The organism is Sulfurimonas sp. NW15 (genome assembly GCF_051132285.1).
In the GTDB taxonomy this organism is placed as follows: Bacteria; Campylobacterota; Campylobacteria; order Campylobacterales; family Sulfurimonadaceae; genus Sulfurimonas; species Sulfurimonas hydrogeniphila.
In genome coordinates, this window is record NZ_CP093237.1 from 44,200 (window position 1) to 58,575 (window position 14,376).

The 14,376-nt window shown below is 37.7% G+C and carries 10 protein-coding genes; 8 read left to right on the plus strand and 2 right to left on the minus strand.

All coding sequences use genetic code 11. From position 1 onward, the window contains the following. Positions 1–8 precede the first annotated feature (8 nt). From MLC52_RS00190 to MLC52_RS00225, 8 genes are all read left to right on the plus strand, one after another. Positions 9–1,457: a sensor histidine kinase gene (locus MLC52_RS00190; protein ID WP_434580705.1), complete on the plus strand. Its 1,449-nt coding sequence runs from the start codon at positions 9–11 to the stop codon at positions 1,455–1,457. Beyond that, the gene (locus MLC52_RS00195) at positions 1,451–3,421 is read left to right on the plus strand and encodes a TonB-dependent receptor plug domain-containing protein (RefSeq protein ID WP_434580707.1); all 1,971 of its coding nucleotides are present in this window, start codon (positions 1,451–1,453) and stop codon (positions 3,419–3,421) included. Before MLC52_RS00190 ends, MLC52_RS00195 begins: the two co-directional genes overlap by 7 nt. Then, the gene (locus tag MLC52_RS00200) at positions 3,418–3,948 is read left to right on the plus strand and encodes a hypothetical protein (protein WP_346389082.1); all 531 of its coding nucleotides are present in this window, start codon (positions 3,418–3,420) and stop codon (positions 3,946–3,948) included. The genes MLC52_RS00195 and MLC52_RS00200 overlap by 4 nt, the downstream gene beginning before the upstream one ends. A 52-nt stretch (positions 3,949–4,000) precedes the next feature. Further along, on the plus strand, positions 4,001–5,164 hold the full coding sequence (gene purT / locus MLC52_RS00205; RefSeq protein ID WP_434580708.1) for a formate-dependent phosphoribosylglycinamide formyltransferase: 1,164 nt from the start codon (positions 4,001–4,003) through the stop codon (positions 5,162–5,164). After that, positions 5,165–6,088 (plus strand): D-2-hydroxyacid dehydrogenase, encoded by a 924-nt coding sequence (locus MLC52_RS00210; RefSeq protein WP_346389084.1) that lies wholly within the window; start codon positions 5,165–5,167, stop codon positions 6,086–6,088. Next, complete coding sequence (locus tag MLC52_RS00215; RefSeq protein WP_346389085.1) at positions 6,085–7,611, plus strand: FAD-binding protein; 1,527 nt, start codon at positions 6,085–6,087, stop codon at positions 7,609–7,611. Before MLC52_RS00210 ends, MLC52_RS00215 begins: the two co-directional genes overlap by 4 nt. Next, a complete protein-coding gene (locus MLC52_RS00220; protein ID WP_346389086.1) occupies positions 7,612–8,301 on the plus strand; it encodes a succinate dehydrogenase/fumarate reductase iron-sulfur subunit in 690 nt (229 codons plus the stop codon). A gap of 66 nt (positions 8,302–8,367) precedes the next feature. Further along, the gene (locus MLC52_RS00225) at positions 8,368–9,498 is read left to right on the plus strand and encodes a response regulator (RefSeq protein ID WP_434580710.1); all 1,131 of its coding nucleotides are present in this window, start codon (positions 8,368–8,370) and stop codon (positions 9,496–9,498) included. On the opposite strand, the gene MLC52_RS00230 is transcribed toward MLC52_RS00225, so the two are convergent. Beyond that, complete coding sequence (locus MLC52_RS00230; protein WP_434580712.1) at positions 9,495–10,535, minus strand: HD domain-containing phosphohydrolase; 1,041 nt, start codon at positions 10,533–10,535, stop codon at positions 9,495–9,497. The two genes, MLC52_RS00225 and MLC52_RS00230, sit on opposite strands and share 4 nt — an antisense overlap. After that, the gene (locus MLC52_RS00235) at positions 10,525–14,370 is read right to left on the minus strand and encodes an FIST N-terminal domain-containing protein (RefSeq protein ID WP_434580714.1); all 3,846 of its coding nucleotides are present in this window, start codon (positions 14,368–14,370) and stop codon (positions 10,525–10,527) included. Before MLC52_RS00235 ends, MLC52_RS00230 begins: the two co-directional genes overlap by 11 nt. Positions 14,371–14,376 lie beyond the last annotated feature (6 nt).

Below are 14,376 nucleotides of genomic sequence, written 5' to 3' on the forward strand. Positions count from 1 at the left end.
TTATTTTTATGTTTAAAACATTAATTGGTAAATTTACTTTCTTATTTTGGCTTGTATTTTTCTCTATCATCATCCCTGTATATATTATTTCATTTTCCTATTTTAAAGAGATACTCATTAAAGAAGAGGGACAAAAAATTACATTCTTATTTCGCGGAATAGAACCTTTGCTTGCTTTTCACATCTCTTTTGAGCAAAAAAATAATGTAAAATTTTTGCTAAATAAAATATTAAAACAGTATGATATTGCTAAAATACGTCTAAAAGATGCAGACGGAAAAATAATATATGAAAAGAAAAAGAAAATATTACCCCAACAGGCTTTTTATTATGAAGGTGTTATAAAAGATCCTTTTAATAATAAAAGCATAGCTTCAATCAAAGCAGAATATTCCAATAAAAATTTGAAAAAACTTTCCGTAAATATACTCTATATGCTGGGTTTGACACTGTTGCTTACTTTGGGAATCTTTTTAATAAGTCTCTTTTTATTGCGGCGTGATTTGCATCTGCTCAACGTCATATCTAAAGCTTTTTTAAAATATTCACATACAAAAGAACCGGTTGATGTGAAAGTTGATAATGCAACGCAGGAAATTCAAATTATTGCCAAAACATCAAATGAAATGATGTACACGATTACAGACTATTTGCATCAATTACAATTATTTAACAAAGAACTCAAGGAGAAGGTACAAGAAGAAGTGGCAAAGCAGCATCAACAGGAAAAGCTTATGCTGCATCAATCAAGACAAGCTGCTATGGGGGAGATGATTGAGTCTATTGCACATCAATGGCGTCAGCCTTTGAATAATATTGGACTGGCTAGCAGTGATTTGCTGATTAAGTATGATCTTGATACATTACATGCACAAGAGTTTCACAAGAGAATGGAAGAGATCTCTCATAATATTCAGTATATGTCTGATACTATTGATGATTTTCGCAATTTTTTAAATCCTTCAAGAAAAAACAGTTATTTTAATCCTGTTCCTTTGCTAAAAGACGTTATAAAGATTTTGGATGCACAGTTTAGGAATAATGCAATCTGCTGTAATTTTGATGTGCAAACTAAAGCACTTTTTTATGGTGTTGAAAACGAATTCAAACAGGTCATGCTCATAATACTGAATAATGCAAAAGATGCAATTAGGAGCAGACAAGAACGGAATGGGCTTACAGATGGCATGATTTCTATGGTGTTCAAAGGTACAGATAAAGATACTGTTTTAGAAATTTGTGATAATGGCGGAGGCATTCCTCCAAAAATTATAGCAAATATATTTGAGCCTTATTTTACAACAAAATCTAAAATTTCAGGAACAGGAATTGGACTGCATATTGCAAAAAATATTATAGAATCGAGGATGAAAGGTTTGATAATGGCTGAAAATAGAGATGATGGGAGCTGTTTTACCATCAAGTTAAAAAATTATAAAGAGAGTGACGAATGGTAAAAATGGTTTTTTTACTGCTGTATGCAGTTTTTGTTAATGCAAATGCCACATTTGATGATTTTAATTTGACACAGGATCTTCAGGATGTTTCACAAATTGCAACAAAAAGTAAACTTAACATCAGTCAAACACCTTCCGTTGTTTCGGTTTTACATCCAAAAGAGTTAAAAAAACTTGGAATTAGGACTCTGTATGAGGCTCTCTCTGCGGTACCCGGTATTGAGCTTTCAATGGGAACAGCCGGAGCAAAGCAGATAAATATGAGGGGAAACAAATCATTTATCCGTGATAAAATCAAACTGATGATTGATGGGGTGGGCATTAACAGCGAGTTGGCAGGAGGGGGATATTTTTACCTTGATATGCCGATAGACCTCATAGAACAGATAGAGATTATTCGCGGACCTGCCTCCGCGTTATATGGTTCTTTGGCACATGTCGGCGTTATCAATGTTATTACGAAAAGTTTACATCCGTCAGCGCATATTCTCTCTTATACCCGTTCTTCTAAAAACTTTCAAAATCTGACATTTTCCCAATCTGTAAAACAGAACAATATGCATATTGCCCTGGACGGTTACTTTAATAACAATGAAAACAGTCGTATATATAAAAACTATTCTTTAATTACAACACAAAACAAGTTTGTCTCTTATGAAAATTACACAGACAAATCATTCGGTTTAAATATAGCGTATAATGCTTTGTCATTTAAATCACGATGGCTTGAACACAATACACAAAACTATTATGGTTACGGGGATTGGCCGATTAGTCATGATCCTAAAAAAATTAAAACAAAATCTTTTTTCAGTGAGCTCGTGTATGCTCCAAAAATAAATAATAATTTGTCTTTTAATCTAAAAGCCGGTCTGAAATTGTACCAGTTTGGCGGTGTTTCTCGCTATATTCCATACTCGATTATGACAACACCCCCCTCTCCCGAGTATGATTTGTTGGGAGAAGGCAACTATAAAGAGCGTACACTCTACAGTGAAGACACCCTTTTATATAAAACACAGTTGAATGAATTTCTACTTGGGATATATATTGCAAAAAGTGATGAAATTACTACCGATTACAGAGTGAATGATCCAACCCTTTCAGAAAATATCAATATAAAAGTAAATAATATTGATAAAGATATTAAAAGAAAACAGTATGCCCTTTATTTTAATGATATTTATCCGTTAATGCCGCATATTACACTCGATGCAGGTGCAAGATATGATTATTACAGCGACAGTGATGCAGGATTTTCTGCCAAGTTGGCATTATTGTATGCGTATGATGAAGTACAAAACTACAAACTGCTTTTTCATCGTTCTTTTCGTGTGCCCTCTTTTTTGGAGCTTTACAGTTCTGCAAGTCCATATTTTGGAAATAAAGATCTTAAATCTGAGACAATTGATACTGTAGAATTAGTGTATCATCGTCAAAACAGTTTTAATAACTGGATAAATATTAATCTGTATTATTCAAATATGTCAAATTTTATAGATAGAAACAACAGCTTTTATTTTTATAATGCTGAAGATATAAGTTCATACGGAGCAGAGTTTGAGATAAAATACTCATTGGATGCAACAATGAATGTGCAGGCAAACTACTCTTTTGTTAATAATAGGAAGATGCCTTTTATTTCCAGTCATCTGGCAAATATTATGCTGTTGAAACATTTTACAGCTGATCTTGAGAGTGGAACCCGCATACGCTATGTCGGTGCAAAACAGAGAGAATCTGCCGATACACGGGAGAAAATAAAAGCAAAAGTTTTTGTTGACCAGACTTTTACATACTGGTATAAAATGTTGACAGTGACGGCATCTGTGAAAAATATTTTTAATACAACTCCCGTCTACCCTTCAAAGCTTGGAGACGGAGTGACGACAGGGACATATCTTGAAGATTTTCAAAGAGATGGGCGGACATTTTGGTTGAATGTCGAATGGAATCTGCCTTGAAAAAACTCTTACTCTTCTTTGTAGTCGCTTATACAACTCTATTCGGATATCAGTATGATACTGTTATTATAGATATAGAAGCAAAGTTGTTCCCAAAAATTGCATTAATGGAAAAAAGTGTGCAAAAATCCCCTTCAAAGCGTTTGAATATTTGGATTGTTTATAAAAAAATAGACACCAAGATGGCCAAAAAATTTAAATTTAAAATTGAAATGCTCTACAAGATGCCTCTGCTTGGCAAAAAAATAACGGTTGATACTGTTTTAATGAGTCAATATAATAAGATGCAAAATCTTCCGGATGCTCTTATTGTGCTTTCATATGATTCAAAAGAGATGAAAGATATTGCAAAATGGGCGAATGAAAATAAAATAGTCAGTTTTGTGTATGAACCAAAAGATTTGCAATACGGTTTTTTGGGCTCCGTTTATATTGGGCTTTGTGTGAAGCCTTATCTCAACAAGAAAACGATAAAAGAATTTGGATTTGTTTTGACTCCTTATCTATTACAGTTAAGTAAGTTCTGAATTATCTTAAGCATTGTATAATTCTGCTATATATAAATAAGGAAGTATAGTTATGCACTTTTCTGCCCCTCTTAAATCAAATTCAAAAAAAATCATGTTGCTCGGTTCCGGTGAACTTGGTAAAGAAGTCATCATAGAAGCACAGCGCCTGGGACTTGAAACCATAGCCGTTGACAGATACGAAAATGCTCCGGCCCATCAGGTGGCGCATCGTTCCCATGTTGTGAATATGCTTGACAAAGATGCCCTTTTGGAAATCATCTATCGTGAAAAACCTGATTATATTTTACCGGAAATCGAAGCTATCAACATTGATGCGCTTTTTGCGGCAGAAGATCGAGGCTACAATGTTATTCCAAATGCCAATGCAGTCAGCAAAACGATGAACAGAAAAAATATCCGTACCTTTGCGGCAGAGGTTTTGGGACTCAAAACCGGACCGTATAAATTTGTTACAACACAAGAAGGCATGCTTGAAGCAGCATGTGAGCTTGGCTTTCCCTGTGTGATTAAACCGGTTATGAGTTCAAGCGGACATGGGCAGAGTATTGCCAAAAGTGAAGCAGATATTCCTGCTTCATGGGAAGCGGCAAAAGAAGCACGCGGAGATGCAAGTGAGCTGATAGTCGAAGCATTTGTAGATTTTGATTATGAGATTACAATGCTTACGGCTCGTAACGGCAAAGAGACAGTTTTTTGTGAACCTATCGGACATGAACAACGCGACGGAGATTATGTCTTTTCATGGCAGCCGATGCAGATGAGCGAGATAGCCAAAGAAAAAGCACAGAAAATGGCAAAAGAGATAACAGACGGACTTGGAGGACAGGGGCTTTTTGGTGTTGAACTTTTTATCAAAGGGGATGAGGTTTATTTTTCTGAAGTCTCCCCGCGTCCGCATGATACGGGAATGGTAACGCTTATAACACAAAGCCAGAGTGAGTTTGCCTTGCATCTGCGTGCTGTGTTGGGACTGCCACTCGGATTTACTTTTTACGGTGAAGGCGCATCTGCCGCATTCAAAAGCGAAAAAGAGAGCTTTGCTCCTGTTGTTGATGTGGATGAGAGCCTCTTTAGTGACAATTCCTATGTCAGAGTATTTGGAAAACCCGAAGCACATAAAGGACGCCGCTTGGCTGTGGCACTTGTTTTTGATAAAGTAGATGCCGCACTTGAAAAAGCGCGTGAACTTATAACAAAAATCAGAGACATGTAAATGCAAAGCCGTACAATAGTTTTACTCGATACATTGACCTTTGGCGATACAGACCTGTCCTGTTTTGACAAGTTGGGAAGCGTAACAGCATACAAAACAACATTACCGCAGGAGACACTCAAACGTATTACAGATGCGGAAGTTATAGTAACAAACAAAGTTGTGATAACAAAAGAGCATATGCAGCATGCAAAAAACCTCAAACTGATCTGTGTTGCGGCAACAGGAATGAACAATGTTGACCTTGAGGCTGCAAAAGAGTTTGGCATTGCAGTAAAAAATGTGGCCGGATATTCTACCGACTCTGTTATCCAGCACACATTTTCTATGCTTTTTTATCTCATAGGCCATTCACGCTACTATGATGAAGTTGTCAAAAGCGGTGCCTACTCCAAGAGTGCCCTGTTTACCGATGTAAGTCATCCGTTTTTTGAGATAAAAGGAAAAAAATGGGGCATCATCGGTTTGGGTGAAATAGGCAGAGGTGTTGCTAATATTGCCAAATGTTTCGGTGCGGATGTCTGTTACTACTCGACAAGCGGGGTAAATCGCAGTCAAGATTTTCAAAGAGCAGACCTTGGCGAGCTTTTAAAGAGTTGCGATATTATTACTGTGCACGCACCGCTTAACGAAAAAACAAAAAACCTTTTAGACTATGAAAAGCTCTTTACATGTAAAGAGGGTGCAGTGGTACTGAACCTCGGGCGTGGCGGAATCATTAACGAGTCGGCAGTTGCCAGACTTGTGGATGAAAAAAACATCTCTTTCGGGCTGGATGTGTTTGAAAAAGAGCCCTTGCCGCAAGAGAGTCCCCTGTTACATGTAAAGAACAAAGAGAGGCTCTATATGACACCGCATATTGCCTGGACATCGGTTGAAGCCAGAGAAAAGCTCATTCAGAGTGTATGTGAGAATATACAATGATTACAGATGTATTGATTATAGGAGCAGGCGGGGCAGGACTTACAGCGGCTCTTGCTGCCAAGGATGCCGGTGCAAGTGTACGTGTACTTACAAAAGAGTACCCGACAAGAAGTCAGACCTGTATGGCACAGGGCGGGATGAATGCTGCACTAGGAAATGTGAGTCCGGACTCTGTAGAAGAGCATATTCAAAACACGCTGAAATCTGCACACGGACAGGCAGACGAAGAAGCTGTGCGTTACATGTGCAGTGAAGCACCGAATGCCATACAGTGGCTTGATGAAATCGGTGTCTGTTTTTCCCGTACAGCTGATGGAAAAATTGCCCAAAGAAAGCTTGGAGGGGCATCCGCTCCAAGGGCCTGCTATGCACAGGATTATACAGGATTAAAAATACTCCATACACTTTATGAGCGTTGTTTGAAAGAAGATATTGAAATACATAATGAACGCTATTTGCTTGATTTGCTCACAAAAGAAGACGGGAGTATCTGTGGTGCATTAATTTTGAATATAAGAAGCGGAGAATTGGAACATCACTTTGCAAAAAGTGTTGTTTTGGCATCAGGAGGGTACTCACGCATATATGACAAATACTCTACAAACTCAACAGCTTCTACAGGAGACGGTATCGCGGCAGCTGCTAGAATCGGTGCAAAACTTTTGGGTATGGAGTTCGTACAGTTTCATCCGACAGGATTGAAAAATTCTTCTATCCTTATCAGTGAAAGTGCCAGAGGAGAAGGCGGGTATCTGCTTAATTCCAGGGGAGAGCGTTTTATAAACGAACTTGCACCAAGAGATGAAGTAAGTCGTGCAATCAATGAACAAATCTTAGCAGGTGAAGAGGTCTATTTGGATATTCGGCATCTAGGAGAAGAGTTTATAGACGAGAATCTGCCACAGGAGAGAAAACTGGCGCTTTTGTATGAAAAGGTGGACCCTGTAAAAGATCTGATTCCCATCAAAGCAGTTGCACACTATACCATGGGCGGAATAGAAGTTGATAACAAATCGCAAACAAGCGTAAGCGGTTTGTTTGCCTGTGGTGAGTGTGCAAACCACAAAGTACATGGCGCAAACCGTTTGGGTGGCAACTCTTTGCTTGAGATTATAGTTTTTGGTCGTGAAGCCGGTAAAAGTGCAGCGCATTATACTTTTTGCGATGATAAAAGCAAAAATGAGCATACATGTAAAAAAGAGACAAATTTTCTTGATAAGCTCAAAAGCTTTAGCAATGAAATTGATTTTTATGAAAAACGTTCGTATGTAGGGGAACTTTTTTATAAAAAAGTGGGCATTATAAGAAAAGAGAGTGCACTGCTCCAAGCACGAAAAGAGATACAACTCTTAAAAGAACAACTGCCCCTTATGGGTGTCAAAGACACCGGCAAAGTTTATAATACCAATCTTGTAGAGTTCATAGAATTTAGAAATATGCTTGATGTCTGTGAAGCGGTAGTGCGTGCTGCGTTAGAGCGAAAAGAGAGCTGTGGCGCTCATTTTGTACAAGAGGAGCAATAGATGAAAGTAAGCATAAAAAGAGCATCAGGCTTTGTGATGTATGAAGTAGATTTAAACGATGCTACGCTTTTAGAAGTGTTAAACAGTATAAAAACAGAGCAGGACAGTTCTTTGGCATACAGCAGCGGATGCAGAAGCAGTGTCTGCGGCAGCTGTTCGATGCGTGTAAATGAAAAAGAGGTGCTTGCCTGTGCCTATAAAGTGCAAGACGGGGATGTGATAGAACCGCTCAAAAATGTAGCAGTTATACGTGATTTGGTTGTCAATATGGACAAAGCCCTTGAGACGAACAAACGTGCCAAAACATGGCTGCAGACATATAACAAAGCAGCAAAGCTCACGCATGAAGATGAAAAAACAAATGCTTTGCAGAGTGACTGTATCTTATGCGGTTCGTGTTATTCTGCCTGTCCGGTTTACAGTGTAAATGAAGAGTTTTTAGGACCTTTCGCGTTGACAGGTGTCTGGAAATATGTCAGTGACAAACGCGAGGCAGAGCCCAAAGAGAAGATAGACACCGTGCAGACAAACGGTGTCTGGGATTGTACTTTGTGCAATGAATGTACTTTAGTCTGCCCTCAGGGAATATCTTCAAAAGCAGACATAGAAAAACTTCGCATGAAGTCTACAATGGCAGGGTACAGCGACCCGAGTTTTGCGCAAAATTTTGGTGGAGGACTTTCATTTTAACAAAAAATAATTTTCTTGATTGTTTTACGCAAATAAGATATAATAATAAAAATTCAGAAAAAATTAATGGAACTAGATATGTTTAGCTGTATACAGGAAAAACAAAGAATTAAAAATGAAAATTTTACTGTTCTTATTGTTGAAGATTCAAGAGTCATTAACAATACATTAACAGCAAGATTAAAAGAACAGGGTTTTCGCTGTTTGCAGAGTTATGATTTGGCAAAGGCACGAGAGATTTTGCAAGAAAATGAAATTTCTCTTGTTATTCTTGATTTGCATCTTCCCGATGGAGAAGGTGAAGATTTAATTGATGAGATTAAAGAAGCCAACAAAGAGACTAAAATTGTTATATTTACTTCAGAAAATGATCTTTTGCGAAGAGACGAGTTGTTCAGACTCGGGATACTGGACTATCTGCTCAAAGGAAAAAATGCAAATTTAACAGTCAAAGAGATTTTGTCCATTATAGAAAGTATGCAAATAAATCCAAATTATACACTGCTGATAGTCGATGACTCCCGTGTTATCAGAAGAATGATGAAAAATATTTTATCTTCTTGCGGGTATACGATTCTTGAGGCACACAATGGTACAGAAGCGATTCAAAAAGTCGCACAGTCCAAGATTGATTTAATGCTGTTGGATATGCAGATGCCGGATATGAGCGGGTTAGAGGCTTTGAAGCAAATCAAAGAAGATGAAAAAAATTTCCATTTACCGGTGTTTATGATTTCGAGTACCCTAGATATAGAAGTGATGCGAGATGCGTATAAAGCGGGGGTGCTGGATTATTTCAAAAAACCGTTTTCTCCTGAAGAGCTCAAATTAAAAGTAGAGCAGGTTATTCGTCAAAAACAGATTGAAACTGAACTGCAATGCAGCATGAAAGTCAGTACACTTTGCAAAAGTTATTTAAATGAGTTTTATGCGACGGCAATCTTTTATACAGATACAAAACTGAAATATGCAAACGAAAAATTTAAAAATGAGTTTGGAGAGTTTTCTTCAAATATGGCACAGGCTTTTGAAAAGTTTGACGCAAAATTTATTGAAGATATCATTATAACGATGAAAAATTATCAGACATACAGCAAACAGGTGACAGATAAGCAAGGCCAGCACTATCTTGTGAAGGTATTCCCGATACAAAGGGATGAATATTTAATCTCTTTTGAAAAAGTAAACTGTAGTTAATCATCCTGAAATTTGGCATAGATGGTTTTTATTTCATCTATGTTTTGGATAAAATATTCGACAATCTGTGGGTCAAAATGCTCTCCCTTTTCGGCGATTAACAGCTGTAAGGCTTTGTCAAAGTCCCATGCTTTTTTATACGGCCGGTTTGATGTCAGTGCATCAAATACATCAGCAACAGCTACAATTCGGGCATATAAAGGAATCTCTTTGCCACTGAGTCCTTTTGGATACCCTTTGCCGTTGTATTTTTCATGATGTGACTGGGCTATGACTGCTCCTGCCTTGAGAAAAATATTCTCTTTGCCTTGCAATATTTTCGCACCAATTATGGAGTGCTCTTTCATTTTTTCAAATTCATCTTTTGTCAGTTTTTCCGGTTTGAGTAAAATGGCGTCATTAATGCCGATTTTTCCTATGTCATGCAGAGGAGCGGCATAGTAAATAATTTTTTGTTCTTCTTCAGAGAGTCCGGCTGCTTTTGCCAAAAGCTTAGAATAGTGAGAGACTCTGCTGATATGGCTTGCTGTTTCGGGATCTTTGTACTCTGCTGCTTTTGAGAGTACCTCAAGGGCTTCATATTCGCTCTTTTGCAATGCGGCTGTTGCTTTTTCTACCTTTGTTGTTAAAAGTTCATTGAAATGCTGTGTGATATTGAGAGAATTTTTCAGTTTCAAAATATTATTTAAACGCAGTTTAAAAACAAGCGGAGAGATAGGTTTTGTCAAAAAGTCGGTTACACCGCTTTCAAGGGCACGGTGCATCATTTCATTGTCATTGTTGGCTGTGATCATAATGCTTACCAGGTCAGGGTAGAGTGCTTTTGCCTGCTTGAGAAGTTCTATCCCGTCCATTTCAGGCATATTGAAGTCGGTAATGAGTGCATCAACAGTGTTTGATTGCATATAGCTTAATGCTTCGTGAGCATTTTCAAAAGTCTTGATATGCTCGTAGCCTTCTGCATTTACAATACTTTCGAGTAAAAGCAGATTAACTATTTCGTCATCGACTATGACAATATGTAGTTTATGTTGCATCTTTTAAACCATCCTCCAGTAGATTGGTATAGGTGTTGAGTGTTTTAATTTTGTCATTATAGCTAATTGAAATATTATTGGCTATATCTTTTTCTATCTCTCCCATCATATCAGCTATTTCATCCAGGGCAAGTGTTGCTGAGGAACCTTTGAGTTTGTGGGCCAGGTGCAGTATGGTTTGTGTATCATTTGTTTCAAATGCAGTTTCAAGTTCTTCAAGTGCGCTGCGAAAGTTTTTTGTAAAAGCACTCAGAAGTTTTATGATGATGGCATCATCGAGTTCCAAGCGTTCTTTTATCTCTTTGAGCAGAGCATTAAAATTAAAGTCATCGGGTTTGTCATCTATGTGAATACTCTGTGCGGGAGCATATCTTGTGATGACTCTTTGGAGTTCCTTGATTTGGATAGGTTTGGCTATATAGTCATCCATTCCTGCAGCGAGAAAGCGCTCTTTGTCTCCGTCAAGTGCATTGGCTGTGAGCGCTATGATGGGAATATGATGCTTTAGTTTTTGTCGTATTTTCTTTGTTGCATCGATACCGTTCATTTTCGGCATATTGACATCCATAAATATCATATCATACGAGGAAGCCGTTGCTTTTTGAACAGCTTCTTCTCCGTCATTTGCAAATTCATAACTGATGTTTGGATGTTTGTTCAGAAGAGATTCTATAAGCATGCGGTTAATGTCATAATCTTCGGCAACAAGAATTTTTAATGTCTGTGTTATAGTCTGTTCGTTTTCTTTGTGCATTGCAGCATGATTTTGCATTTTGGAGAGAAGAAAATTATATAAATTCGAACTAAAAGATTCATCAAAAGTCAAATCAACACAATCAAGATGCTCATTATTGCATGTATCGCTGATACAGATGATTTGTTCCCGCGGGAGAAGATCTCTTGCCTGCATACCAACAGTGGTATCCAGGGTTAATAAAATAGTGTTTTGAGAAAGTTTCTTTGTAAAATCATTCTCTTTGGGCAAACGTGTATAGTTCAGATGAAAAGAGTCCAATGTCTGGGCTATCTTTTGTATAACAAATTCATGATTGTCTTCTATGAGTATCAGTTCATAGTCTGCTAAAAGCTTCTTCAATGTAGGCATGCCTGTACACTTTTTAAATTCTAAATCAAAGAAAAATGTGGTGCCTTTGCCTTCTTGCGACTCTACTTCCAGTTTGCCTCCAAAGAGTTTTACCAAATCTGCACTTATGGTGAGACCGAGTCCTGTGCCGCCGAATTTACGTGTGGTAGAGTCATCGGCTTGAGAAAAAGGTTTAAATATAGTTTGCAGTTTTTCTTTTGGTATGCCTATGCCTGTATCATGAATACTAAAACGGATAGTTTGAAAATCGTTATTTGTTTTTATAACCTCCGTCTGAAAGAGAACCTCTCCATTTTCAGGAGTGAATTTAATGGCATTTGAGAGAAGGTTTGTCATGATTTGGCGCAGTCTTGTCGGATCACTGATAATGCACTCAAACATTTTTGTATCAAACTTATGCAGATAGAGCAATGATTTTTTTTCTGCCAATGATTTAAGAAGTTCATAGGTTGTATTGAACTCAACATAAGGATTTATTTCTATATGTTCAAGTGTTATTTTATTGTTGGCAATTTTTGAAGAGTCAAGAATATCATTAATAATGTTTAAAAGTGTCTGGGTTGAACTGTTGATGATATCTACATATTTTTTTTGTGTATCTGAGAGCTGGGTGTTTTGCAAAAGTTCCCCAAAGCCCAAAATTCCGTTCATCGGTGTTCGTATCTCATGGCTCATATTTGCCAAAAACATTACCTGCGCCGCTTCTGCCCGTTGTGCTTTTTCTTTTGCCTGTTCGAGTTCGGTAATGTCATTGAAGGTGTTGATGATATAGATGGTTTCATCATCATAAACAACCTGGCGGGATCGTACATGATAAATCCGTTTCTGGTTGTTGGCATCAAGCATCAATGCCAGATGAATTTTGTGAGGCTCTTTTAAAATCGGGTCATACCAGACCTTTGGTCTTTTTTCTTTTTTCAGATAGCCCTCTTTTTCTATAAAAAGATCACAGATACACTCATGCCAGCTTGTAAAATCTTCTAAAGTTTTATATCCGAAGCACCTGTAAAATGCTTGGTTGACTTTGTCTATTTTATTGTTTTTTGTGACAATGACTATGTTTTCTTCATTGTCAAGGAGCATATTTGTAAATTTGAGCTGATTTTCATAGGCTTTTTTGCTCTCGACAACATCTGTTATATCTTGGCGGATAGCCAAGTACTCTGTGATAGTATAGTTTTGATCAAAAATTGGAAAGATATGTGTTTTTATATAGTAGAGAGAGCCGTCCTTTTTGCGGTTTGAAAGTGTTCCGTGCCAGATATTGCCTTTTTGTATGGTTTGCCATAAATCTTTAAATACATCTGCTTCAATCAGAGGACTGCGTACTATATTATGCGATTTTCCCAGCAGTTCACTTTTTTTGTAGCCGCTGATTTTTTCGAACTGTTCATTGACATAGGTGATTTTTCCCTGTAAGTCAGTTTTTGAAATAATGACAACACTGTTGATGGCTTCTAAAAATTCGTTAAGTTTGAATTTTGTTGCATCAAACTCTTTTTGTTGGAGTTGAAGGTTTTTGGAGACATAGTCGATGAGGTGCAGGGTGGCACTCTCTGTCAATTTACCTGTTTGCACAGGTGCGTCTGTTTGTTTTGGTACTTCTTTTTTTATATGTTGTGTATTTTTTTCATTAAGAAACAGCAGAGTATTTGTAATATTGAGCAGGTTTGCCTGTTGCGTGTCTGTATAAAATTCGCCATAGGTAAAAAAGCCTGCTGTAGGGGCAAGTTGTGCTATGCGGGAGAATGCTTTTTCCAACTCAAAGGACAAAAACTGCTTGCGTGCGGCACAGGAGTAGATAAAGGCCGCCTGAATTTCTTTGTTTTCTTCTTTGAGTATTTCTTCAGGGTGATGTGCATTCACCTGTGTGGCACTTCCCAAACCGAAACTGACTTTGTCTCCTTCTTCAAAAAGTCCTGCATAGAGGATACTTTCATCTTCGAGAATACTCACCATTGCACGCGCAACCAAAACACCGTTCTTTTGCTTTAACAGAGGAAATTCGACTGCCGAGGCGGGAAGATTTGTCACAACGTCTTCGCCTAAAACTTCTGCATAGAGTGTTTTTACGGGTTTGTTGTCTATTTCATAAACTCTGTTGCCCTCTGCTTTTGTCACTGTAAAAGTCGGACCGACAGCTCTCCAGCCCAGGTTGTAATCACTTGTGACTTCAAGATCTTCTCCTCTGAGCGCAACTCCAACAGCACCTTTTTTGTAAATTTTGTTTTGATAAATGACAAAAGTATCATCAAAGCTAAAAAGGTCTGCAGACATACCGCCGGCTACAAGAACGCCTGTTTTATTGCAGGAGTTAAAGCCGTTAAGATACTCTTCTCCAATGTGTGATAATCCATCTACAAACGAGATGACACATTTTGTCTCCTCCTGCAAGAGAGCATTGGCAACTTTGACACCAAGCCGATGGGAATTTTCATCATCCATGTATAATGTATGGAGGGTTGTATTTTCAAAAACAGAGATACTTAAAACAACACTTCTCTCAAGCATTTTTTCTTCAAGAATCTCTCCCGCACTTGAACAGCCGATGAGTTTTGCATGAGGCAAGATTGCACAGACATCATTTGCAATGCGTTCTATCTCTTCTTTATTTTGTAAAGAGGTGAACATTTGGATTAAAATTTTGTCATCAAAAAGAGGCACATCGTTTACATGTAAATACTTGATGAACTCTTTTTTTGATGTGTAGTTATAGTTTAGTTGTTTCATAAAGGA